The sequence below is a fragment of the Pseudomonas kermanshahensis genome (assembly GCF_014269205.2).
In the GTDB taxonomy this organism is placed as follows: Bacteria; Pseudomonadota; Gammaproteobacteria; order Pseudomonadales; family Pseudomonadaceae; genus Aquipseudomonas; species Aquipseudomonas kermanshahensis.
On sequence record NZ_JABWRY020000001.1, the window covers coordinates 5,273,584 to 5,297,568 of the forward strand.

General features: G+C 63.4%; 19 protein-coding genes and 1 riboswitch. Of the genes, 10 read left to right on the forward strand and 9 right to left on the reverse strand.

Features of this window, described 5'->3' with window-relative positions:
* Positions 1 to 12: 12 nt before the first annotated feature.
* Positions 13 to 1,164, forward strand: a complete 1,152-nt coding sequence (gene mltA, locus HU764_RS23645) for a murein transglycosylase A (RefSeq protein WP_186702421.1) — start codon at positions 13 to 15, stop codon at positions 1,162 to 1,164.
* Positions 1,165 to 1,277: 113 nt separating this feature from the next.
* Here mltA and HU764_RS23650 read toward each other — a convergent pair whose 3' ends face one another.
* Together HU764_RS23650 and HU764_RS23655 are read right to left on the reverse strand one after the other, a co-directional pair.
* On the reverse strand, positions 1,278 to 1,664 hold the full coding sequence (locus HU764_RS23650) for an MAPEG family protein (RefSeq protein WP_186702422.1): 387 nt from the start codon (positions 1,662 to 1,664) through the stop codon (positions 1,278 to 1,280).
* A gap of 28 nt (positions 1,665 to 1,692) precedes the next feature.
* Positions 1,693 to 2,526 (reverse strand): EamA family transporter, encoded by an 834-nt coding sequence (locus HU764_RS23655; protein ID WP_099430625.1) that lies wholly within the window; start codon positions 2,524 to 2,526, stop codon positions 1,693 to 1,695.
* 261 nt (positions 2,527 to 2,787) lie between these two features.
* Here HU764_RS23655 and HU764_RS23660 point away from each other — a divergent pair, with 261 nt between their 5' ends.
* Positions 2,788 to 4,023: a cation:proton antiporter gene (locus tag HU764_RS23660; RefSeq protein ID WP_027592454.1), complete on the forward strand. Its 1,236-nt coding sequence runs from the start codon at positions 2,788 to 2,790 to the stop codon at positions 4,021 to 4,023.
* 117 nt (positions 4,024 to 4,140) lie between these two features.
* Here the strand turns inward: HU764_RS23660 and HU764_RS23665 are convergent, their stop codons facing one another.
* Positions 4,141 to 4,542 carry an acyl-CoA thioesterase gene (locus tag HU764_RS23665; protein ID WP_027592453.1) on the reverse strand — a complete coding sequence of 134 codons (402 nt, stop codon included), beginning with the start codon at positions 4,540 to 4,542 and terminating at the stop codon, positions 4,141 to 4,143.
* A 179-nt stretch (positions 4,543 to 4,721) separates the two neighbouring features.
* A riboswitch (S-adenosyl-L-homocysteine riboswitch) is annotated at positions 4,722 to 4,818 on the forward strand.
* Positions 4,819 to 4,838: 20 nt separating this feature from the next.
* Between HU764_RS23665 and ahcY the strand changes: the two genes are divergently transcribed.
* The 5 genes from ahcY (at position 4,839) to HU764_RS23690 (ending at position 11,344) form a co-directional block, all read left to right on the forward strand.
* Entirely contained in the window at positions 4,839 to 6,248 is a 1,410-nt protein-coding gene (gene ahcY, locus HU764_RS23670) for an adenosylhomocysteinase (RefSeq protein WP_027592452.1), read from the forward strand.
* A 137-nt stretch (positions 6,249 to 6,385) separates the two neighbouring features.
* A complete protein-coding gene (gene metF, locus HU764_RS23675; protein ID WP_027592451.1) occupies positions 6,386 to 7,231 on the forward strand; it encodes a methylenetetrahydrofolate reductase [NAD(P)H] in 846 nt (281 codons plus the stop codon).
* A 93-nt stretch (positions 7,232 to 7,324) separates the two neighbouring features.
* Positions 7,325 to 8,401, forward strand: a complete 1,077-nt coding sequence (locus HU764_RS23680; protein WP_186702423.1) for a hypothetical protein — start codon at positions 7,325 to 7,327, stop codon at positions 8,399 to 8,401.
* Positions 8,402 to 8,453: 52 nt separating this feature from the next.
* Positions 8,454 to 9,242, forward strand: coding sequence for a substrate-binding periplasmic protein (locus HU764_RS23685; RefSeq protein ID WP_186677268.1), 789 nt, complete (start codon positions 8,454 to 8,456; stop codon positions 9,240 to 9,242).
* Positions 9,243 to 9,460: 218 nt separating this feature from the next.
* A complete protein-coding gene (locus tag HU764_RS23690; protein WP_186677267.1) occupies positions 9,461 to 11,344 on the forward strand; it encodes an RNA helicase RhlE2 in 1,884 nt (627 codons plus the stop codon).
* 138 nt (positions 11,345 to 11,482) lie between these two features.
* Here the strand turns inward: HU764_RS23690 and HU764_RS23695 are convergent, their stop codons facing one another.
* The 3 genes from HU764_RS23695 to HU764_RS23705 all read right to left on the reverse strand — a co-directional run bounded on the left by HU764_RS23695 (position 11,483) and on the right by HU764_RS23705 (position 14,754).
* Positions 11,483 to 12,061: a YceI family protein gene (locus HU764_RS23695; protein WP_027592446.1), complete on the reverse strand. Its 579-nt coding sequence runs from the start codon at positions 12,059 to 12,061 to the stop codon at positions 11,483 to 11,485.
* Between the two features lie 31 nt (positions 12,062 to 12,092).
* Positions 12,093 to 12,644 carry a cytochrome b gene (locus HU764_RS23700; protein WP_099430628.1) on the reverse strand — a complete coding sequence of 184 codons (552 nt, stop codon included), beginning with the start codon at positions 12,642 to 12,644 and terminating at the stop codon, positions 12,093 to 12,095.
* A 223-nt stretch (positions 12,645 to 12,867) separates the two neighbouring features.
* A complete protein-coding gene (locus HU764_RS23705) occupies positions 12,868 to 14,754 on the reverse strand; it encodes a flavin monoamine oxidase family protein (protein WP_186702424.1) in 1,887 nt (628 codons plus the stop codon).
* Positions 14,755 to 14,963: 209 nt separating this feature from the next.
* Between HU764_RS23705 and HU764_RS23710 the strand changes: the two genes are divergently transcribed.
* The 3 genes from HU764_RS23710 (at position 14,964) to HU764_RS23720 (ending at position 17,790) form a co-directional block, all read left to right on the forward strand.
* Positions 14,964 to 15,455, forward strand: a complete 492-nt coding sequence (locus HU764_RS23710; protein WP_186677262.1) for a hypothetical protein — start codon at positions 14,964 to 14,966, stop codon at positions 15,453 to 15,455.
* Between the two features lie 79 nt (positions 15,456 to 15,534).
* Positions 15,535 to 16,941 carry an adenosylmethionine--8-amino-7-oxononanoate transaminase gene (locus HU764_RS23715; RefSeq protein ID WP_186702425.1) on the forward strand — a complete coding sequence of 469 codons (1,407 nt, stop codon included), beginning with the start codon at positions 15,535 to 15,537 and terminating at the stop codon, positions 16,939 to 16,941.
* Between the two features lie 129 nt (positions 16,942 to 17,070).
* A complete protein-coding gene (locus tag HU764_RS23720; RefSeq protein ID WP_027592441.1) occupies positions 17,071 to 17,790 on the forward strand; it encodes a 16S rRNA (uracil(1498)-N(3))-methyltransferase in 720 nt (239 codons plus the stop codon).
* Positions 17,791 to 17,798: 8 nt separating this feature from the next.
* Here the strand turns inward: HU764_RS23720 and trhA are convergent, their stop codons facing one another.
* From trhA to HU764_RS23735, 3 genes are all read right to left on the reverse strand, one after another.
* Positions 17,799 to 18,416: a PAQR family membrane homeostasis protein TrhA gene (gene trhA, locus HU764_RS23725; protein WP_099455547.1), complete on the reverse strand. Its 618-nt coding sequence runs from the start codon at positions 18,414 to 18,416 to the stop codon at positions 17,799 to 17,801.
* Positions 18,417 to 18,575: 159 nt separating this feature from the next.
* A complete protein-coding gene (locus HU764_RS23730) occupies positions 18,576 to 19,049 on the reverse strand; it encodes a chemotaxis protein CheW (protein ID WP_099430632.1) in 474 nt (157 codons plus the stop codon).
* On the reverse strand, positions 19,042 to 23,985 hold the full coding sequence (locus HU764_RS23735) for a hybrid sensor histidine kinase/response regulator (RefSeq protein WP_186677257.1): 4,944 nt from the start codon (positions 23,983 to 23,985) through the stop codon (positions 19,042 to 19,044). The genes HU764_RS23730 and HU764_RS23735 overlap by 8 nt, the downstream gene beginning before the upstream one ends.

Sequence of the window (23,985 nt, forward strand, 5' to 3'; positions counted from 1 at the left end):
AGGAATCCCCCTATGAAATTCGCCCTGCGCCACCTGGCCTGGACACTCCCGGCACTGGCCCTGCTGGCCGGCTGCAACGGCGGCGAGAACGCCAAACCTGAGCCCCATGCCATTGCCACCTATGCCAGTGCCACCTGGCAGGACCTGCCCAGCGTCAGCGACACCGACCTGGTTGCCGGCTTCCACGCGTGGCGCAATGGCTGTGAAAAACTCAAGCGCGACGCCGTCTGGGCCACCACCTGCGAGGCCGCTGCCAGCGTGCCGGACGATGCACGGCAAATACGCGCCTTCCTGCAGCAAAACCTGCAGGTCTATGGCTTGCGCTCGGCCGAGAACAACGCCAACGGCCTGATCACTGGCTACTACGAGCCGGTCTACCCGGGCAGCCTGAAACCGACCGAAACCAACCACGTAGCGGTGTACGGCGTGCCCGACGACATGATCGTGGTCGACCTCGCCAGCGTGTACCCAGAGCTCAAGGGCAAGCGCCTGCGCGGGCGACTCGATGGCCGGGTGCTCAAGCCTTACGACACAGCCGAAGTCATCAACCGTGAGGGCGTAAAAGCCCCGGTGCTGGCCTGGCTGACCGACCCGATGGACTTGCAGTTCCTGCAGATACAGGGTTCGGGCCGGGTACAACTGGAAGATGGCCGCCAGCTGCGCCTGGGCTACGCCGACCAAAATGGCCACCCCTACCGGCCGATCGGGCGTTGGCTGGTGGAACAGGGCCAGTTGAAGAAGGAAGACGTCAGCATGGGCAGCATTCATGCCTGGGCCCAGGCCAACCCGCAGCGGGTACCAGAGCTGCTGGCCAGCAACCCTAGCTACGTGTTTTTCAGCACCCGCCCCGACAGTAACGAAGGCCCGCGCGGCTCGCTCAACGTGCCACTGACGGCCGGCTACAGCGTGGCGATCGACCGCAAGGTGATTCCGTTGGGCAGCCTGCTGTGGTTATCCACTACGCGCCCGGATGGTACCCCGGTGGTGCGGCCGGTAGGCGCTCAGGATACCGGGGGTGCGATTGCCGGTGAGGTACGTGCAGACCTGTTCTGGGGGACCGGGCCAGAAGCCGGTGAGCTGGCCGGGAACATGAAGCAGCAAGGGCAGATCTGGATGCTGTGGCCTAAAGGCAAACCGCTGCCTGAAGTACCGAAAGTGCCTTGATCGGGGCTGGGCTCTTCGCGGGGCAAGCCCGCTCCCACAGTAATCGTGCAAACTCTAAATAATGCACGATCCCCTGTGGGAGCATGCTTGCCCGCGAAGAAGCCAACTCGGTTTCAGACGGAAACCACGAAAAACGCCACGATCAACGCCAACCCGGCAAACCACACCACTGACCGCAATGCTGCCCAGTCCGCCAGGTAGCAGATGATGTAGAGCAACCGGCTGGTGATGTACATCACGCCCAGCACGTCCTGCGTCACTTGCTCGGCATTGCCGACGATATCTGCCACCAGCACGGCCGCCGCAAACGCCGGAAACGCTTCGTAGCTATTCTGCTGCGCCGCATGGGCTCGGCGTGGCAGGCCCGATAGCGTGTCCAGGAAGGCACGCGGATCGTGATTGTCCTTGAGGCCGAAGCGGCCACTGCTCACTTTGGCGATCAATGCGCAAAGCGGCGGCAATATCAGGGCAATCAGGATGCACCACAGGGCAACGGTCATGGACAGCACTCCTTGTTCAATCGAAAGGTTAGAGCTTCATTACCAGCATGCCTGCCAGCACCAGCCCGCAAGCTAGGAGTCTTGGCCCGCCAAAAGGTTCTTTGAGGTAGCGCATACCCAACAGCACCACCAGGATCACGCTCAGTTCCCGCAGCGCCGCCGCCTCGGCCACCGACCCCAGGTGCATGGCCCACAGCACCAGGGCATAACTGAACAGCACACAAAGCCCTACGGCCAACCCCAGCCGCCATTGGGTTCGCCAAAACAGCACAAACGGTGCCCGGCGCGCCACACTGGCCAGCAGCGGGAAGGGCCAGGCACTGAGCAAGGTCAGCCATACCAGGTAGTCCCAAGGCTTGCCCCACAGCCGCACCGCCTGGCCGTCGAACCAGGTGTAGCAACCGATGCACAGGCCAATCAGCGCCACCACGGGCAACATCGACCAAGGCAGCCGATCACCACCGCCCCCCTGCCACAGCAGGCACGCCATGCCACACGGAATGAGCAGGATGCCGATGATCTGCTGCTGGCTCAGCGATTCCCCGGCAAAGGCCAGGGTCAAGCCCAGCACCACCAGCGGCGACAACCCGCGCATCAGAGGATAGACCAGCCCCAGGTCGCCAACCCGATAGGCCTGGATCAGCAGATAGCGGTACAACTGTTCGGCCAGCGCCGAGGCGATCAACCAGGGCCAGATTTCGGCGGGAGGCACCTCGACAAAGGCCACGGCCAGCACGGCAAAAGCCAAGGCGACCGTGTCCATGCTGGCAATCACCAACAAGCGTTCGCCGCTGAATTTGATCAGGGTGTTCCAGGTCGCATGCAGGAGGGCGGCGACCAGTACCAAGGAAGTTGCCAACACGCCTTCAAGTCCTTGTGACGTTATTGAGGCACGAATATATCGTCTTCAGTCTGGTGTGCGTATGTCGGAAGATTTTCAGCGCTTACGAAATCGGGCGCCGCGCGGGCGGCGCATCTCAAAACCATCGCACAACTCAAGCCCTACATATGAACGATTCCAACAATTCCGGTCAAAGGTGTGCCCCGAAGCCCTCGCCAGGTCATCAAAGAACTGCCCGAGTCATTCGGGTACGACTTGGAAGCCACTGTTACAGGATTTGGGATGCTTGAATTAGTTGCCGCGTTTATCTGCCTTACCACCCTTCTCACCTACGTCAACTACCGCTTCATCGGCCTGCCACCCGCCATTGGCGTGATGGTCACGGCACTGCTGTTCTCGTTGATGCTGCAAGGGCTTAGCCTGATTGGCTTCCCTGGCCTCGAAGAGCGCGTCGAAGGCCTGATGAACCAGATCGACTTCAACGATTTGCTGATGCACTGGATGCTGGCATTCCTGCTGTTCGCCGGCGCCTTGCACGTCAACCTCTCAGACCTGCGTAGCTATCGCTGGCCGATCGGCCTGCTGGCGACCATCGGCGTACTGATCGCCACCGTGGTGATCGGCTACCTGTCGCACTGGGTGTTCGCGATGTTTGGCTGGCAGGTTCCGCTGATCTACTGCCTGCTGTTCGGCGCGCTGATCTCGCCCACCGACCCGATTGCCGTGCTCGGCGCATTGCGGACCGCCAATGCCTCCAAGCCGCTGAAAACCACCATCGTCGGCGAATCGCTGTTCAACGACGGCACCGCGGTCGTGGTGTTCACCGTGCTGCTGGGCATCATCCAGCTCGGCGAAACCCCCAGTGCCTATGACACGGCGGTCCTGTTCGCCCGCGAGGCCATTGGCGGCGTGGTGTTCGGCGGCGTGATCGGCTACGCCACCTACCGCATGATCAAGAGCGTCGAGCAGTACCAGGTCGAGGTCATGCTGACCTTGGCGCTGGTCATCGGTGGCTCGGCAATGTGCTACGAACTGCACGTTTCTGCACCGATCGCCATGGTGGTCGCCGGCCTGATCATCGGCAACATGGGGCGCAACCTGGCGATGAACGACATGACCCGTCGCTACATGGACGGTTTCTGGGAGTTGATCGATGACATGCTCAACGCCTTGCTGTTCGCGCTGATCGGCCTTGAGCTTCTGCTGCTGCCGTTCAACTGGATGCACCTGGCGGCCGGCGGGGTGCTGGCACTGGCGGTCCTGCTGTCGCGGCTGCTTACCGTGGCCCCGGCAATCTTGCTGCTGCGACGCTGGCGGAGTGTGCCGAAAGGCACCGTGCGGGTACTGACCTGGGGCGGCCTGCGCGGCGGCGTGTCGGTAGCGCTGGCACTGTCGCTGCCGCTGGGTGAGGAACGTGACCTGCTGCTGTCGATCACCTACATCGTGGTGCTGTCGTCGATCCTGGTGCAGGGGCTGAGCATCGGGCGGGTGGTGCGCAAGGTTAGCGCCCAGCCCTGAGATTGCCGGGGCCGCTTTGCGGCCCATCGCGACACAAGGCCGCTCCTACACGGGATTCGCATTCTCCTGTAGGAGCGGCCTTGTGTCGCGATGGGCTGCAAGGCAGCCCCAAAATATCTACTCGACTGCCGAGTCCGGGAACTGGTCCTGGACGTATTTGATCTCGGTGCGCCCGTGAGCCGCGGGCATGCCATCTTCGCCGAGGTTGACGAACACCATCTTGTCGACGGTCAGGATGCTCTTGCGGGTGATCTTGTTGCGCACTTCGCACTTGAGGGTAATCGAAGTGCGGCCGAATTCTGTGGCGGTGATGCCCAGTTCGATGATGTCGCCCTGGCGTGAGGCACTGACGAAGTTGATCTCCGACATGTACTTGGTCACCACACGCTGGTTGCCCAACTGGACGATGGCGTAAATCGCCGCTTCTTCGTCGATCCAGCGCAACAGGCTGCCACCGAACAGGGTGCCATTGGGGTTGAGGTCTTCGGGTTTTACCCATTTGCGGGTGTGAAAGTTCATCGGTACTCCTAACCTGCTTGGCTAACGTGCATTCATGATGGCAGAGCGGCCGTCGCCGCTCCATTGAACATCGACTATCGTCTCGATTAATCGACAGAAAACCTTGGGCGAAGGTCCCTGTCGCGGCTATAATCCTGCCGCTTCACTTGGCCACCCGCAGCGGCGGCCATGCCCGCCACCTGTCCGAGGGGCGCTGCAGCAGGCTAGGCCTGTCAGGCTCGGATGGGGCGTTGTCCGCTCCTGCGGACGCTCAACGCACAACGGCGCCCATTCGCACACTACGAATGGAGGCTCTCATGAGCGCTGTAAACACGCCTGCTGGTTTTACCGATTTCAAAGTCGCTGACATCTCCCTGGCTGCCTGGGGCCGTCGCGAAACCATCATCGCCGAATCGGAAATGCCTGCACTGATGGGCCTGCGTCGCAAGTACCTCGCCGAGCAACCGCTCAAGGGTGCGAAGATTCTGGGCTGCATCCACATGACCATTCAGACTGCCGTGCTGATCGAAACCCTGGTTGCCCTGGGTGCCGAAGTGCGCTGGTCGTCCTGCAACATCTTCTCCACCCAGGACCAGGCCGCTGCCTCCATCGCTGCCGCCGGTATCCCGGTGTTCGCCTGGAAAGGCGAAACCGAGGAAGAGTACGAGTGGTGCCTGGAGCAGACCATCCTCAAGGATGGCCAGCCATGGGACGCCAACATGATCCTGGACGACGGCGGCGACCTGACCGAACTGCTGCACAAGAAGTACCCAGCCGTTCTGGACCGCGTCCACGGTGTCACCGAAGAGACCACCACCGGCGTGCACCGCCTGCTGGACATGCTGGCCAAGGGCGAGCTGAAAGTCCCGGCGATCAACGTCAACGACTCGGTCACCAAGAGCAAGAACGACAACAAGTACGGCTGCCGTCACAGCCTGAACGACGCCATCAAGCGTGGCACCGACCACCTGCTGTCGGGCAAGCAAGCCCTGGTGATCGGCTACGGTGACGTGGGCAAGGGCTCGGCCCAGTCCCTGCGTCAGGAAGGCATGATCGTCAAGGTCACCGAAGTTGACCCGATCTGCGCCATGCAAGCCTGCATGGACGGCTTCGAGCTGGTCTCGCCGTTCATCGATGGCATCAACAACGGCACCGAGGCCAGCATCGACAAAGCGCTGCTGGGCAAGATCGACCTGATCGTCACCACCACCGGTAACGTCAACGTCTGCGACGCCAACATGCTCAAGGCCCTGAAGAAGCGTGCCGTGGTCTGCAACATCGGCCACTTCGACAACGAGATCGACACCGCCTTCATGCGCAAGAACTGGGCCTGGGAAGAGGTCAAGCCGCAGGTGCACAAGATCCACCGCACCGGCGCTGGCAGCTTCGACCCGCAAAATGACGACTACCTGATCCTGCTGGCTGAAGGCCGTCTGGTGAACCTGGGCAACGCCACCGGTCACCCAAGCCGCATCATGGACGGTTCGTTCGCCAACCAGGTGCTGGCACAGATCTTCCTGTTCGAGCAGAAGTACGCCGACCTGTCGGCCGAGAAGAAAGCCGAACGCCTGACCGTTGAAGTGCTGCCCAAGAAGCTCGACGAAGAAGTGGCCCTGGAAATGGTCCGCGGCTTCGGCGGCGTGGTCACCCAACTGACCCAGCAGCAAGCCGACTACATCGGCGTGACTGTCGAAGGCCCGTTCAAGCCACACGCGTACCGCTACTAAGCGGCAAGCGCCCGGCGGCATGCCGGCGGGCGCTTGTAGTCGTTTAATCTTGATCGATGCCCAAGCCAGGCCGGCCCCCACCGCCCTGGCTTTTACTTGCAGCGTGCGGCTCATGGCCTGCAGCTGAGGAAACAGAGATGTCACAAGAACGCCGCTACAGTTTCGAATTCTTCCCGACCAAGACCGATGCCGGTCACGAAAAGCTGATGGGCGTTGCCCGCCAGCTGGCCACCTACAACCCCGATTTCTTCTCCTGCACCTACGGTGCGGGCGGCTCTACCCGCGACCGCACACTGAACACCGTGCTGCAGTTGGAGAGCGAAGTGAAAGTACCTGCCGCACCGCACCTGTCGTGCGTCGGCGACACCAAAGAAGAGCTGCGCGCCCTGCTTGCCGAGTACAAGGCCGCGGGCATCAAGCGCATCGTCGCCCTGCGCGGCGACCTGCCTTCCGGCATGGGCATGGCCAGCGGCGAGCTGCGCTACGCCAGCGACCTGGTCGAATTCATCCGCCAGGAAACCGGTGATCACTTCCACCTGGAAGTGGCGGCCTACCCCGAGATGCACCCCCAGGCCCGTAACTTCGAGATCGACCTGGCCAACTTCGTGCACAAGGTCAAGGCCGGTGCCGACAGCGCCATCACCCAGTACTTCTTCAACGCCGACAGCTATTTCTATTTTGTCGAGCGTGCGCAGAAACTGGGCGTCGATATCCCGGTGGTGCCCGGCATCATGCCGATTACCAACTACAGCAAGCTGGCCCGGTTCTCCGACGCCTGCGGCGCCGAGATCCCGCGCTGGATCCGCAAGCAGCTGGAAGCCTATGGCGACGACACCGCCAGCATCCAGGCCTTCGGCGAAGAAGTGATCACCCGCATGTGTGAACAACTGCTGCAAGGCGGCGCACCGGGCCTGCACTTCTATACCTTGAACCAGGCCGAAGCGAGCCTGGCGATCTGGAACAACCTGAAGCTGCCTCGCTGAAACTTTTTGGCAATATCTGATTAAGAAATGATTAAGGCTTTGGTCATAGACTAAGGCCTTATTTATTTTCGGGTTAAACAGGTCTTGCCTGACATGCAGCATCCCCAGCCATCGCGCCCTCAGCTCGTCTACTTGGCTTTCGGCCCGGCCACCTACCATCAGGAAGCCTGCTTCAGCATCGTCAGTGCCCTTGCCCACCTGGACGTGTCGGCAGGCGAGGCGCTGGATATTCAGGTCTATACCGACAACCTGGCGCCCTATGCCAAGCTGCCGGTCACGCTGCACCTGCTCGACGACGCCACGCGCGCGGCGTGGAATGCCCCGCATGGTTATCACTTTCGCAGCAAGCATGTGCTGCTGCGCCAGGTGCTGACGCAGCATGCAATGGCGGTGCTGATCGATACCGATACCTTCTTCCGTCAGTCACCGATGCGGCTGTTCCAGCGGGTCGCGCCTGGCCATCTGCTGTGCAACGCCATCGGCGGGCGCTACGGCGCCAACCAGAAATGCCTGCTGTACAAGAACCTGCTGTCCGTCCTCCAGGCCCAAGGCCTGGCCGATTGCCAGATGCCGCTGATCAACTCGGGCGTGATCGGGCTCACCGCCGAAGACGCGCAGGCACTGGACCACTCCATCGCCATGATGGACCAGTTCTACCCACTGGCCCGCGAGGCTTACACCCTCGAAGAGTTCTGCCTGGCCGTGGCGGCCTACCGCAAACTGCAGCTGGCCGAGTGCACCGACGTCATCCACCACTACTGGAGCCGCAAGGCCCAGTTCCGCGCCAAGATCCAGGCCTGGCTGCGCAAACATGGCGATGCGCCGCTGTGTGAAGCCGCGCTGGCCGATGTTGCGCGGGTCAATGATCAACTGCCGCGGCCGCCGACCCTGCATCGGCTGGGCTACAAGGCGTTGAGCCTGACCCTGCCCAGCCACGAGCGGCAATTTGCCCGCGAATTACTGTATGGCAGCTACCCCTACCCTAACGAGTTCGACCGGGCCTGTGCATCGGCCTGGTGGGACAAAGCTCTGGAGAACTTCAATGCGCGCAACGGCCGCATCGAACCCGAACAGCTGCGCCAGTGCCTGCGCCACCCGGGCCTGCGCCTGTCGCTCGGGGAACAGCGCAAAGCTATCGAAGCGCACCTGCTCAAGCCGGCGCAGGCCTGAACAGCCGCCGCTTCACTGGCCTTGAGCAGGCCGAGCGCGTAATCTGCGGCCCATGCTCGCCACCACCCGCCTGTTCTGGATCCTGCTGCTCGCCTGCCTGAGCCCGTTGGCCCTGGCCGAACGCCTGCGCCTGGTGTCCGACGACTGGGCACCGTATGTGTACCAGCAAGACGGCCAACCCCGGGGCATCGACTACGAAGTGACCACCCAGGTATTCAGGCGCCTGGGGGTAGAAGTGGAATGGCAGTTCCTGCCCTGGAAGCGCTGCCTGGCGATGATCGAGCAAGGGCTGGCCGACGGTATTGTGGATATCTTCCAATTCGACACGCGCAAGCCCTATCTGGTCTACCCAACGGAGCCCATGTCGGATGTCGAGTTCGTGCTATTTCAGGCGCGTAACCGCCGCCATGCCGTCACCGGGCTGGACGATCTTGCGGGCCTGACCGTCGGCACATCGCCCGGCTACACCTATGGCGCTGCATTTAATGATTCGCCGCGTTTTCGCCGCGAAGCAGCCCCTACCCATGAAGCCAACTTCGGCAAACTGCTGCTGGGCCGTATCGATTTGCTGATTACCGACCGCAAAGTCGGGCGCTACCTGATGCGCCAGCTGGGCCTTGAACAACGGATCGAAGCGCTGCCATGGGTGGTCAGCCGACAGACGCAATACCTGGGGCTGACCCGCAAACCCGGGCGAGAGGCACTGGCCCAAGCGTTTTCCGAAGAGTTGCAACGTTTCAAGCAGGAACCGGCGTACGCCGCCATCAGCCACCGCTACATAGGCGACATCGGAAACATTCTCAACGCCGTTGAGCAGCAGGAAAGCAGCACGTCGCGATAGCTCTGTTATACTCGGGCCTTCCCGCCAGGCTTACGCCCGGACGCTCGGCCTAGCAACAGGCATCCCGATCGGCAACGACGCACCATCGCGTCAGCCCTCCGCTTCCTGGATGTGCAGTGAAAGCCAAGCTGGACCGGACGCGATCGCATCTCACCGATGCCCGTCGCGCCAGGCAGAACATCCCAACGGGCCCAGCCCACACGAGAACAGGATTGCCCATGTCCTTTGCTTCCCTCGGTCTCTCCGAGGCTCTTGTCCGCGCTATCGAGGCTGCGGGCTATACCCAGCCGACTCCGGTGCAACAGCGGGCTGTTCCCGCCGTGTTGCAAGGCCGTGATCTGATGGTCGCCGCCCAGACAGGTACTGGTAAAACCGGCGGTTTCGCCTTGCCGATCCTCGAGCGCCTGTTCCCGGGTGGCCACCCTGACAAGTCGCAGCGCCATGGCCCGCGCCAGCCTCGCGTACTGGTCCTGACTCCGACCCGCGAACTGGCCGCCCAGGTGCATGACAGCTTCAAGGTCTATGCCCGTGATCTGCCGCTGGTCAGCGCCTGTATCTTCGGCGGTGTCGGCATGAACCCACAAATCCAGGCCATCGCCAAAGGTGTCGATGTACTGGTCGCGTGCCCTGGCCGCCTGCTCGACCTGGCTGGCCAAGGCAAGGTCGACCTGGCCCACGTCGAAATCCTGGTTCTCGACGAAGCCGACCGCATGCTCGACATGGGCTTCATCCATGACGTGAAGAAGGTCCTTGCCCGCCTGCCGGCCAAACGCCAGAACCTGCTGTTCTCGGCCACCTTCTCCAAGGACATCACCGACCTGGCCGACAAGCTCCTGCATAACCCGGAGCGCATCGAGGTCACCCCACCGAACACCACGGTCGAGCGCATCGAGCAGCGCATCTACCGCCTGCCCGCCAGCCACAAGCGTGCGCTGCTGGCACACCTGATCACCCAGGGTGCCTGGGAACAGGTGCTGGTCTTCACCCGTACCAAGCATGGCGCCAACCGCCTGGCCGAGTACCTGGAAAAGCACGGCCTGACCGCCGCCGCGATCCACGGTAACAAGAGCCAGAACGCCCGCACCAAAGCCCTGGCCGACTTCAAGGCCAACGCGGTACGGGTACTGGTTGCCACCGACATCGCCGCCCGCGGCCTGGACATCGACCAATTGCCCCACGTGGTCAACTTCGAGCTGCCCAATGTCGAGGAGGACTACGTCCACCGCATTGGCCGCACGGGCCGTGCCGGCCGTTCGGGTGAGGCCATTTCCCTGGTCGCACCTGATGAAGAGAAGCTGCTCAAGAGCATCGAGCGGGTCACCAAGCAGAAGATTGCTGACGGCGACCTGATGGGCTTCGACGCAAGCCAGGTCGAGGCCGAGAAGCCGGAAGTGCGCGAACGCCCGCAAAACGCCGGCCGTGGCGGTCGCAACCAGCCACGCGGCGAAGGCGGCAAAGACGCCAACGGCGGCCGCAAAGACAAAGGCAAGGACAAGGGCAAGACCCGGCAGCACGCTGCCGAGAAGCCTGCCGAGAAGGAAAAGGCGGGCGACAAGCCGCAACAGCGCAAGCCGCGTGACAACAAGCCACGCCAGCAGCAAGCCAGCCAGAACAGCACACCGAAAGCACCGGCCGACCGTGCCCCGGACGAGTTCCTGGATGACGAAGTCGACAACTTTGGCAACCGCGCTGACTACGTCAGCCCGTACCAGGGCAAAAACCAGGGGCGTAACCGCCGTCCTGGCGGTGGCACTGGCGCAGGTCAAAGCCAGGGCCAAGGTGCGGCTCCACGCAACAACAACGGCGGCCAACCTCGCACGGGTGGCCAGCCACGCAGCGCCAGCGGCGAGAAACGCCCACCGCGCAACAACGCGGGCGGTGGTGCACGCCGTGACAACAACGGTGGTGGTCGCGGTCGCCCGGCGCGCGATGATGCTGCGCGCCAGGAACCTGCAGTCCGCAGCTCGCGTGAGCCGCAGAACCAGCCTGTGATCATCCGCAAGGAATCCAAGCTCGATCGTTACCCAACGCCTGAGCAACTGGACGATCTGCCAAGCCGCCCACGCGGCGAGCGACCTGCGCTGCTGACGCGCAATCGCTGATTGTAAAAAACTGGGGCCGCTGCGCGGCCCTTTCGCAACACAAGGCCGCTCCTACAGAAGAATGCGTTTCTCTGTAGCAGCGGCCTTGTGTCGCGAAAGGGCTGCGTAGCGGCCCCAGCGGTTTCAGCTATACCGCAATTACTTCTGCTTCACGCCTTCAAGGCTGATATCCAGGTCCAGAGTCTGCGAAGTCGCGCCTGGGCCTTTGATGCCGAAGTCGTTCAGGTTAAGCGTGGTGGTGGCGTTGAAGCCAGCACGTTCGCCGCCCCATGGGTCTTTGCCTTCACCGTTGAAGGTGGCCTTGAAGGTGACCGGTTTGGTCACGCCGTGCAGGGTCAGGTCACCGGTCACGTCGGCAGTCTTCTCACCGGTCGATTTGACGGCAGTCGACACGAACTTGGCGTCCGGGTACTTCTTCACGTCCAGGAAGTCTTTGCTGGCGATGTGCTTGTCACGCTCGGCATGGTTCGACCACAGGCTGGCAGTTTTCAGGTCGACGTTGATCTTGCTCGCTTCAGGCTTGGCGCTGTCCCAGCTGAAGTTGCCGTCGAAGTCCTTGAAGGTACCGTGAATGAAGCTGTAGCCCAGGTGGCTGATCTTCCAGTCGACGAACGCATGCTGGCCTTCCTTGTCGATCTTGTAGTCAGCGGCCATGGCCTGGCCAGCGGAGAACAGTGCAGTACCGAGCGCCAGAGCGGCAAAAGTCTTTTTCAACATCCTTTCTATTCCTTGCAATTGAGGTTGAGAGTCAAGCTTTGCGGCCCAGCATACGGATCAGGGTCGCGTCACGGTCTATGAAGTGGTGTTTCAGTGCTGCCAGGCCATGCAGCACGGCAAAAATCACCAGGCCCCAGGCTAGCCAGAGATGGATCACCCCAGCCAGGTCCGCCTGATCGGGCAGGTCGCTGACCAAAGCCGGTACTTCGAACAAGCCGAATACCGGAATACCAACGCCGTCGGCAGTGGAGATCAAGTAACCGGCGATCATCACCGCGAACAGCCCCACATACAGTGCCAGATGGCCCAGCTTGGCGGCCACGCGGGTGAGTGCCCCGTGGTTGGCCGGTGCCGGCGGTGGCGGGCTGATGAAACGCCAGAGTACGCGCAGCAGCATCACTGCCAGCAGCACCAGGCCGATGCTCTTGTGCAGGTCAGGGCCCGACTTGCGCCAAGGGTCGTAGTAATCCAGGCCGACCATCCACAGCCCCAGGCCAAACAGGCCGAAGACTGCCAGCGCGACACCCCAGTGCAGGATGATGCTGACCACGCCGTAGCGAGAAGGTGAGTTGCGCAGTTGCATGTTGGCGTGTTTCCCCGTGAAAGCTGTGCACAGACTAACGCGTAACGTATCGAATAAAAGCGGAAAAAATTGCTTCGGATTATCGAGAAATCCGATGGATATTGTGAAAGCTTCCTATTAAGGAAACATTAACGATAGTCGGTGAGTTCAGGGTTGCCAGTGCCGGCCTCTTCGCAGCACAAGGCTGCGCCTACAGGAGGAGGAGGCCGGCACTGTCGATCAATCAACCCGCCTTGGCCTGGGTATTGGCCACTGGCTTCTTCGCGGGCTCTGATTTGACCGTGGCCTTTTTCGCTTCGACAGGCTTGTGCGCCTGTTTTGCCGCCGGCTTGTGTGCCGGGGCATGCTTGGCAGGCGCGGTTTTGGTCGCGGCAGGCTTGGCAGCAGCAGGTTTTACCGCGGCTTCCTTGGCCACAGGCGCCGGTGCAACCGGTTCTGGAGCGGCCTGTGGCGCCGGTGCCGGGGCCACTTCGTCGGCCTTGGCAATCGGCTGGGCTTTCACCTCAGGCTTGTCAGCCCCACCAAACAGGCGCTTGAAGAAACCTGGCTTGTCCTGCTTGGCCTCTTCTTTCACCGGCTCGGCCTTGGCAGGGGCTTTTTCCACCTTGTCGCCCTTTTCAGCCTTGTCGGAAGCACCACCGAACAGGTTGGAGAAGAACCCGCCCTTGTCTTTGGCCGCCGCGGCGCCTGCTGCTGCTGCCGCCACCGGTACGGCCTTGGCCGGGTCGAACGACTTGCCGGCCAGCAGGTCCTGCACCTGGCCCGCCGCGCGTTGACCGCTGCGCAGGGCGCCTTCCAAGGTGCCTGGGTAGAGCGCGTCAGTGTGCTCACCGGCGAAGCTGATGCGCTGCACCGGGCGCTCCCACAGGCGCCAGTATTTGCTGATCTGCCCTGGGCCGTAGGCCAGGTAGGCGCCACCGGTGCCAGCGTCAGTGCTGTAGCGTTTGACTTCGTAGCCGGTGAACGAACCGCGGGCCTGTGGATAAAGCGCATGCAGGCGGATAAGCACCTGGTCGACCATCTGCTTGTCGCCAAATGCCTGCAGCAGGCGGGCGTTGTCGCCGGACAGGTTGATCACCACGTTGGCGCCGCCCTTCAGCGCCGGTTCGATCCACAGCATGCCCAGGCCTGCGTTACTGAAGATTTCGCCGGACATACGGGCCCGGCTTTCCCACACCGGCTTGTTGAACTTGAGCATCAGCTGGTCGCGCCAGCCATAGTTGGTACCCTTGAGCGCGGCCAGGTGCTGGCTGTCCAGGCCCGGGGTCATCTGGATCTTGGCCAGGGCGCGCAGCGGCACGGCCATGACCAGGTAATCGGCCTGGTAGCCCACGCTGCCAACCTTGACGGTGACGCCGTCCTTGTCCTGCACGATGGCAGTGACCGGCGAGCTGGTCTTGATGGTCTTCAGCTGTTTGACGAACGCCTGGGCCAACACCGGGCTGCCACCGGGCAGGCGCGCGGCACGCAGATCGCGGTCGCTGACACCACGGTAAACGCGGTTCTGCTGAGCGAAATACAGCAGCGACAGGCGCGACGGCTCATCGTAACGGCTACGGATCTGCTGGTTGACCAGCTGACGCGCGGTGGCCGGCAGTTGCAGCTTGTCGAGCCAGGAAGACACGTTGATCTGATCGAGGGCGAACAGCGTGCTGGTCGCCTGCGGGTTCAGCGGGTCGTCGATCGAACGGGCCAGGTCGTCGAGGGTTTTCTCGTAGCGCTTGAGCGCCTCGGCAGTGGCGGGCTGCTTGGTGGCAAGGTCCGTCGCACTGAAGTACTCACCGTCGATCAGGTAGCCCGGCGTACGCACGAACTCTGGCGCCGGCAGTGTTTCAAGTTTGAAACGGTCGAGGTACTGGTTGAGTACCGGCTGTGCCTTGGCGTTGCCGATCCACTCACTGGTGGCCAGGCCCGAGCGACCGCCCATGCCCGACTTGGCCTCCAGCAGCGTCACCTGCCAGCCCTTGCTCTGCAGTTCATAGGCGGCAGTGAGGCCCGCAAGGCCCCCACCCACCACGATAGCCGTAGGTGTTTTGTCCTTTGCCAGCGCGGCACCGCTGGACACACCAATCAATACCAACGCGCACAGGCGCACCCAAGCAGCAGCCATGTCGGCGAACTCCGAGTCAGACGTTACAGAAAAATAGGGAGGCAGGAATGCCCCGAGGCGATGCGTTAAGAATACGTCAGCTCTGCCAACCCTGCCACCACGGCGACATCAAGTCCTTTTGGCAACTGACATTTTTGCCAGTAGCGGTGTCATAGGCATGCAGGCGATGCTGGCGACAATGGCCAAAAGCCCGCCAGGAGGGCCTGCGCATGATCTTCGAGGAGCGTTTCAATCATGTCGAACGACAGTTTCTGTGGCACAAGCAGACACTTTGCACGGCATCTGGCCTGAGCATCCGCTCTAACAGCACGTCCTGGACAGGCTTTCACGAAGCGCTCAAGGGCGAAGACGGCACGGAGCTGGTGATTGGCGAACACAGCGATGTGGAGATCACCTTCTCCCAGGAGGTCGAGTGTTTACGGCTGGAATACTACGTAGTCAGCGACTTTCTCTGTGACGACCTGCACATGCTGTTTGATGCCAGGAACTACGACTACGATCTGGTCGCGCCAGCCTCCCGCAACTTCTACTGGCTCACCATCGAGGGCAGCGGCTTCACCGACCTTCTGCCAGGCCCCATCTCCACGCTTCCCTATCACCAGGTCATCGAGGGCCCCTTCCGGCGCCTGACCATCTCCACCTCGCAGGCCGGCACGGTGCACATTCGCAAGCTCGAATGGACCGGTACCCGACGACATTGACCGCCAGCGGTTGTGGTGCCCTCCAGCTTTGCTTAGGCTTACGCGGTCCAAGCCAGCAGCAAAGCCAGGAGAAGTACCCATGGGCCTCAACGATCAGTGGATGCAACGTGACCTCAAGGTCCTGTGGCACCCCTGCACCCAGATGAAAGACCACGAGCAGTTGCCGCTGATCCCGATCAAGCGTGGTGAAGGGGTGTGGCTGGAGGACTTCGAAGGCAAGCGCTACCTGGACGCCGTGAGCAGTTGGTGGGTTAACGTGTTTGGCCACTCCAACCCGCGCATCAACCAGCGCATCAAGGACCAGGTGGACCAGCTGGAGCATGTGATCCTGGCCGGTTTCAGCCACCAGCCGGTGATCGAGCTGTCCGAGCGCCTGGTCGCCATGACCCCAGCCGGGCTGGACCGGGTGTTCTACGCCGACAACGGCTCATCCTGCATCGAAGTCGCGTTGAAGATGAGTTTCCATTACTGGCAGAACATCGGCAAACCCGAGAAGAAGCGCTTCGTCACCCTGACCAACAGCTACCACGGCGAAACCATTGCCGCGATGTCGGTGGGCGATGTGCCGCTGTTCACCGAAACCTACAAGGCGCTGCTGCTCGACACCATCAAGGTGCCCAGCCCCGATTGCTACCTGCGCCCTGAGGGCATGGGCTGGGAAGAACACTCGCGCAACCTGTTCCAGGCCATGGAGCAAACCCTGGCCGAGCACCACGCCACCATCAGTGCGGTGATCATCGAACCGTTGATCCAGGGCGCAGGCGGCATGCGCATGTACCACCCGGTTTACCTGAAACTGCTGCGCGAAGCGTGTGACCGCTACGGCGTGCACCTGATCCACGACGAAATCGCCGTGGGCTTCGGCCGCACCGGGACGATGTTCGCCTGCGAACAGGCCGGCATCCGCCCAGACTTCCTGTGCCTGTCCAAGGCACTGACCGGGGGCTACCTGCCGCTGGCCGCGTGCCTGACCACCGATACCGTGTACCAGGCCTTCTACGACGACTACCCGACCCTGCGCGCGTTCCTCCACTCGCACAGCTACACCGGCAACCCGCTGGCCTGCGCCGCAGCGCTGGCGACCCTGGATATCTTCGAACAGGACAACGTGATCGAGGCCAACAAGGCCTTGTCCGTGCGCATGGCCACGGCCACCGCGCACCTGGCCGACCATGCGCATGTCGCCGAAATCCGCCAGACCGGCATGGCCCTGGCCATCGAGATGGTCCAGGACAAGGCCGGCAAGGTCGCCTACCCCTGGCAGGAGCGCCGCGGCCTGAAGGTCTTCGAGCACGCCCTGACCCGCGGCGCGCTGCTGCGCCCACTGGGCAGCGTGGTGTACTTCCTGCCGCCGTATGTGATCACGCCCGAGCAGATCGACTTCCTCGCCGAGGTGGCCAGCGAAGGCATCGACATCGCCACCCGCGATAGCGTAAGTGTTGCCGTACCGGCCAACTTCCACCCCGACTTCCGCGACCCGGGCTAGGCCCGAAAGCCCGCCGCCGACCCTGTGGGAGCGGGTTTACCCGCGAATGCGATGTTGCCCCCACCTTCGCATTCGCGGGTGAACCCGCTCCCACAGGGTCACATGATCCCTTTTCGTCCGAGCTGAACCATGAGACTGTCCCGCTTCTTCATCGACGCCCCCCTGAGCCTTGGCGAGCATGACCTGCCCGAAGCCCAGGCCCATTACATCGGCCGCGTGCTGCGCATGGCACCCGGTGACGCCGTGCAGCTGTTCGACGGCAGCGGCCAGGAATACCGTGGCCAGTTGCTCGAAGTCGGCAAGAAAACCGTGCGCGTGACGCTGGACCAGGCCCTGGCTGGCCAGGCCGAATCGGCGCTGCACATCCACCTTGGCCAGGGCCTGTCCCGTGGCGAGCGTATGGATTGGGCCATTCAAAAGGCCACCGAACTGGGCGCCAATGAAATCACCCCGATCGTCAGCGAGCGCTGTGAAGTGCGCCTCAAGGACGAACGCGCCGACAAGCGCCTGGCCCACTGGCGCCAGGTGGCCATCAGTGCCTGTGAACAGTGCGGCCGGTCGAGCCTGCCCGTGATCCACCCGCCGGTGACACTGGCCGAATGGATCAAAACCACCGAAGCCGACCTGAAACTGGTCCTGCACCCGGTGGCCGAACCACTGACCAGCCACGAAACACCGTCACGCCTGGCCTTCCTGATCGGCCCAGAAGGCGGCCTGAACGACGCGGAAGTCGACCAGGCCAAAGCCGCCGGCTTCCACGCCGCGCGCCTCGGCCCACGCGTGCTGCGCACCGAAACCGCGCCAGTGGTGGCGCTGTCGGTGGCACAGCAGTTGTGGGGCGATTTTTAACCCTGCGCCTAAAGTACGTAGAACGACAGGGCGATGAAGTGCAGCAGGCTGCCGGCGATCACGAACAGGTGCCAGATGCCGTGCCAGTGGCGAAAGCGGCTGTCGAAGGCAAAGAAGATGATGCCCACCGTGTAGAACACCCCGCCGGCCGCCAACCAGGCGAAGCCGGCGGTACCGAGGCTGCGCAGCAGCGGGTTGACCGCCACCAGGACAATCCAGCCCATCACCGCATAGATGATGATCGACAGCACCCGCGCCTCGGAGCGGGGCTTGATCTCCTGCAGCATGCCGATCACCGCCAGCCCCCAGACCACCCCGAACAAACTCCAGCCCCAAGGCCCGCGCAAGCTGACCAGGCAGAACGGGGTATAGCTGCCGGCGATCAGCAGGTAGATCGACAGGTGATCGAGCTTGCGCATGATCACCTTCGCCCGCCCACGCGTGCTGTGGTAGAGGGTGGAAATGCTGTAGAGCAGCAGCAGTGTGCCGCCGTAGATGGAGAAACTGACGATCTTCCAAGGATCGCCCTGCAGGCCCGCGACGACGATCAGCCAGATGCCACCGATACAAGCCAGAATGGCGCCGACCAAATGGGTCCAGGCGTTGAAGCGTTCACCGTAATACATGCAAACACAGACCTCCTGTGAGGGGCTGGGTTCCTGAGACAATCAGCTTTGGCCTCTTCGCGGGGCAAGCCCGCTCCCACAGGTACAGCTTCTGCCCCGCATTATTCGATCCCTGTGGGAGCGGGCTCGCCCCGCGAAGAGGCCAGAGCAAACACCTTATTATCCAGAGTTAGGTTGCAGATCCGCGTCACGCACCAGCCGTTCCAAGGCCACCAGGTCCGGCACCCGCGCCACCTGTTCGCCCACCTGCACCGCCGCCAGCTCCAGGCTGCCCAGCGCCACATCCACATAATTGAGCTGGCTGTCGAGCTTGCACGACCGTGGGATGTCCTGCAGCAGCACCGCCAGGTAGCGCAGCCCGGTATCGCCCAGGGCATTGAGCACCACGATGCGCGCGCGCTCGCCACACGGGGTTTCGCCACCGCATGCGGCCTCGAAGCCGATCAGTGGCAAACGCTGCTTGCGCCAGTCGATCCAGCCCAGGTGCCAGGCGGGCTCGCCACGCTGGCACACCAGGTTGCGCTGGCCGAACAGTTCGGCCACGGCGACATTGGGCAAGACCAAGGTACGGTCGCCCAAGGGCAACAACAGGCCGGTAAGGCTGCTGCGCTGGCCCGAGATCAGTTCAAGCATGGGCTTGGCTCCAGTGGGCGATGCTCTGCAGCAACACAGACTCCTGGTAAGGCTTGCCCAGGTATTCGTTGACACCAATGGCCATGGCCCGGTCGCGGTGCTTCTGCCCGGTGCGCGAGGTGATCATGATGATTGGCAAATCCTTCAGGCGCTCGTCACGGCGAATGCGCGTAGCCACCTCGAAACCGTCCATGCGGGGCATCTCGATGTCCAGCAGTAATACATCCGGCCGATGCTCTTCCAACTGCGCCATGGCATCGACCCCGTCCTTGGCAGTGAGCACGCTCATGCCATGACGCTCCAGCAGCCGGCTGGTGACCTTGCGCACGGTGACCGAATCGTCCACCACCATCACCAGCAGTGACCGGCGCGGCGCCGGGCCGAACAATTGCCGCTGGGCATCGCCGCCGCCCGGCAAGCGCGCCAGGCGCCGTTGCTGGCCACGCAACTGGCCCAGCAGGTCGAGAATCAACACGACGCGGCCGTCGCCCAACAAGGTCGCGCCCGACAACCCGGCGACCGCAGCGAATTGCGGGCCCAGGCTCTTCACCACGATCTCCCGGCTGGGTGACAGGCTGTCAGCCTGGATGGCGAATGACTGCTCCTGGGAATGCACCAGCAGCACCGGCAGCGGCACGCTTTGCCCAAGCAGGCTGGGCCGTGGCTGGCCTTGCAGCAATTCACCCAGGTAGCGCAGGTCGTAGGTGTGGCCTGCGTAGACGTAACGCGGGGCATCCAGTTGGTAGCAGGCCGCAAGCTCCGCAGGCGGCACGCGGACAATGCCTTCGATGGTATTGAGTGGGATCGCGTATTGGTCTTCGCCCAGGTGCACCATCAGCGCACGGTTGATCGACACCGTGAACGGCAGGCGGATCAGAAAGCGTGCGCCCTTGCCCTGGGCCGACTCGATGGTCATCGAGCCCCCCAACTGCTTGACCTCTTCGTGCACCACGTCCATGCCCAGCCCACGCCCGGAAATCTGGGTGATCTTCTCGGCGGTGGAGAAACCGGGGCGCAGGATGAACTGCAAGACCTCGTGATCGCTCAAGTGCGCCTGCGGGTCCAGCAGGCCACGCTTGATCGCCTTGCGCCGCACGGCCTCCAAGGGTACGCCGGCGCCATCGTCGGTCATCTCGATGACGATGTCGGCGCCTTCGTGCAACAGGTTCAGGTGAATCGTGCCGTGCTCCGGCTTGCCGGCAGCCAGGCGCGCTTCGCGGCTTTCCAGGCCATGGTCGACGGCATTGCGCAGCATGTGCTCCAGGGGCGCCACCATGCGTTCGAGCACGCTGCGGTCCAGCTCACCTTCGGCATTGCCCACCACCAGTTCAACCTGCTTGCCCAGCTCGCTGGCCACCTGCCGCACCACGCGTTGCAAGCGCGGCACCAAGCGTTCGAAGGGCACCATCAGGGTCGCGGTCAGGCCTTCCTGCAACTGGCTGTTCACCCGCGCCTGCTGCTGCAACAGGCCGTAGGCTTCCTGAGCACGCTGGGCCAAGGTTTCCTTCAGGTCGAGCAGGTCGGAGGCCGACTCGAACAGGGCCCGCGACAGCTGCTGCAGCTGCGAGTGGCGGTCCATTTCAAGGGGGTCGAAATCGTCGTAGGCGTCGCTCTCGAACGGCTGCCGGCTGGAAATCCGCCCCTGGGTCTCGACATCCAGGCGCAGCAGCTGGTCACGCATGCGCTCCAGGGTGGTTTCCATTTCGTTGAGGGTGAACTGGGCGTCGTTGACCTGCTGCTCGATGCGGCCACGGATCACCGAATGCTCACCGGCCAGGTTGCCCAGGTCGTCGAGCAGTTCGGCATCGACCTTGACCATGTCGCCCGCCGCTCGCTCCGGCGCGGCTGCAGGCACTTCGAGGGCCGAAGCCTCGACAGCACCTTGGCCGGCCGCGCTGTCGGTCAGGGCCGCACTGCTGAAGTTGCGGATGTAGTCGATCAGCGCCGTGGCGGCATGCAGCGGCTGCCCCAGGCGCACCGCATCGAGCATGTGCGCCAGGCGGTCATGGCAATTTTGCAACAAAGCGAACAACGGCGGGCTCGGCGGCAGGCGGCCGGCAGCGAGCAGTTCGTAAAGAAATTCCAGCTCGTGGGCCAGGTCGCCGATGGCGGCGATCTCGACCATGCGTGCACCGCCTTTGAGGGTATGCAGGTCACGCAGCAGGTTATCCACCTCGACACTGCTGCGCGGGTCGGCCTGCCAGCGCGCCAGGGCCGCAGCGGCGCTTTCGACGATGTCCGAGCTTTCTTCCAGGAAGACTTCCAGCAGCTCCTTGTCGCCTGGGCTCTCAGGCTCTTCAGTCAACGGCTCGCTCGCTGGCGGCAGCGCTAGGTTGCGCGACGGCCCCAGGCCAAGGTCCATGTCGGGGTGCAACGGGGTGACCGTATCAATGCCCACAAGGCCCGTGGCCTCAGGTGCCAAGGCCTGCGCCAAGAGGCTGCGCAAGCTGTCGATCAGCGCCGGCCTGGGCGAAATCTCCTGCCCGGCGGCCACCTCGTCGAGCATGTCCAGCAGCGCTTCATGGCCTGCCTGCGCCTGGGCGAAAAAGCGTGCGTCGGCGGCCAGGCTGCCCTCTTCCACGGCACCATAGACGTCGAGCAGGGCCTCGCAGACGTCGTCCATCTGCCACAGGTCAGCCAGGTGCGCCGCGTGGCCCAGGCTGGTCAGCTCATCGAGCAGGGTGTCCAGCGCCTGGCGCTGCCCCGGCTGCTCTTGCCAGCGCGACAGCAACGACTCGGCGTCGAGCAGAATGTCCATGGCTTGGGCCAGGAAGCTGGCGGTCAATTGCGGGTCGCGCTTGCTGCGGCGCGCATGCTGCGGGTCTTCATGCAGGCTGGCCAGGCGCACATCCACCGCCTGGCCCACTTGTTCGATCAACTCGGCGGCACCCGGGATGGCCGCCAGCGGCGTGCTTTCCAGCTGTGCCAGGCCCAAGTGGAACAATGAACGCCCGGTCTCCAGCCATTCGATCTCCGCCACTTGCAGGGGCAACTGGTGGCCCTTGTACTCACGCGCCAGGCGGTCGAAGGCGGTGGCCAGTTCGGCGACGGGCATCACGCCTGCCATGGCGGCGCTGCCCTTGAGCGTGTGCAAGGCGCGTTGCAGGCTGTCGCTGACCGGCGTGTCGTGGCCGTCGGCGCCCTGCAAGAATGCCTCGAGGCTGGCCAGGTGGCCGTGCGCCTCGCTGCGGAAGATGTCCAGCAGGTGCGGATCGAGGCCATCCACCTCAGCAGCGGGTGGCGCATCGTTTTCGGCCAGGGCATGCAGATGCCCGGCCAGTTGCTCGATTTCGGTCAGCTGCGGTAACTGCCCGGCGGCAAAGTCGGCCAACAGGTCAGGCAGGTGGACGAACACTTGCTGCAAGGCGACCACCCCTTCCGGGGTGAGCACGCTTCGGCCTTCGAGCATTCGATTGAGCAGGTGCTCCGCGCCCCAGGCCAGCTCGGCCACCGCCTCGGCATGCACCATGCGCCCGCTGCCCTTGAGCGTATGCAGCGCACGGCGCACTTCCAGCAGTGCCTCGCGCTGCTGGTTGTCGGCTCGCCAGCGCAGCCAGTGGCGCTCGATTTCCGGCAGCAGTTCACCGGCCTCGTCGAGGAACACGTCGCGCAGCTCGTCGTCGATGCCATCGCTGTAGTCTTGTTGGCCGAAGCCGGTTTCGCTGACCGCGCAGACCACACCCAGTGCCGCCAGGCTGGCGCGCGCCATTTCGATGAAGGGCTGAGCATCGGCAAGCGGGTCGGCCACCCGCCATTGCAGGTAGCATTCGGCTGCGCTCAGGGCATCGGCCAGGTGCGCCAGCTCATCGGCTGGCGGCTCGACGTCCAGGTGCTGCAACCAGCGTTGCACGTAGCTGGCGCAGCCGGCAAACACGTCGGCAGGGCCCGCCAGCATCAGCATCGCCAGCGCCCCGCGCACTTGCTGCAGCAGCCCCGGCAGCGGCTGCAGGCGCTGCCGGGGCCAGTCGGACTCCAGGCAATCACCAATCAAGTCCTTGGCCTGCTGCAGTACGGCCAGCGACTCGCTCAGCACCAACTGGCGGATCTCGGTGAGGTCCGAGCCCGGCATCCCGCCCTGCCCGCTTTCTTCCAGCGGGCCGACCATGCCATTGAGGGTCGCCTCCACATACAACAGGGCGCCCGCCACATCCATCAAGACCGCGTCATCCACCGAGCCCTCGCCGGGGGCCAAGGCCTGCAGCGCCAGCACCTGGTCGATAATCACCCGCCGCGGCTGCTGGAAGCCCAGCACTGCCAGGGTGTCGGCGACATGGCGCAACGGTGCGAGCAGGGCTTCGGACTGTTCGCTGTGCTGGCGGTCGCCGCGCACGAACTGGTCCAGGCGTTCCTTGATGCGCATCAGGTCGTCGCACAGGGCGCTTACCACCGAGCGCAGGGCATCGCGGCCGGGCCCAGCCTGCATCTGTTCCCGCCAGTTGCCCAGCGACAGGTCAAGGTTGGCCAGGTCATCGGAGCCGGCAAAGCGCTGGGCAGTGCCACTGATGAGGCTGGCCTGGGCCAGCGGCTCCACGCCGCGACAGGCGCGCAGTTGGTTGAGCAACGGCAGCATCACCAAGGGCAGGTCGTGGCGCGCGCCGCGCAGCCGTTCCAGGTACGACGGCAGTTGCTCCAAGCCACGGAACAGCGCCCCCAGGCAGTCGCCGCGTGGGCTGACTTGGCCGTCGGCCAAGGCCCGGGCGAACAGCTCCAGCTCTTCAGCCAGGCGCGTCGCACCGCGCAACTCGAGCATGCGCAGGCAACCGTGTACCTGGTGCAGGTTGTCGACCACGAACGCCAGCATGGACAAATCGCCCGGCTCGCCAGCAAAGCGCTCCAGGGCCTGTCGCGCCTGGCCCAGGCAGTCGAGGATGGCGGCCTTGGTCCAGGCCAGCGCTACCGTTTCGTGGCGCTCGGGGCTTACAGCGGCAGAAGCCAT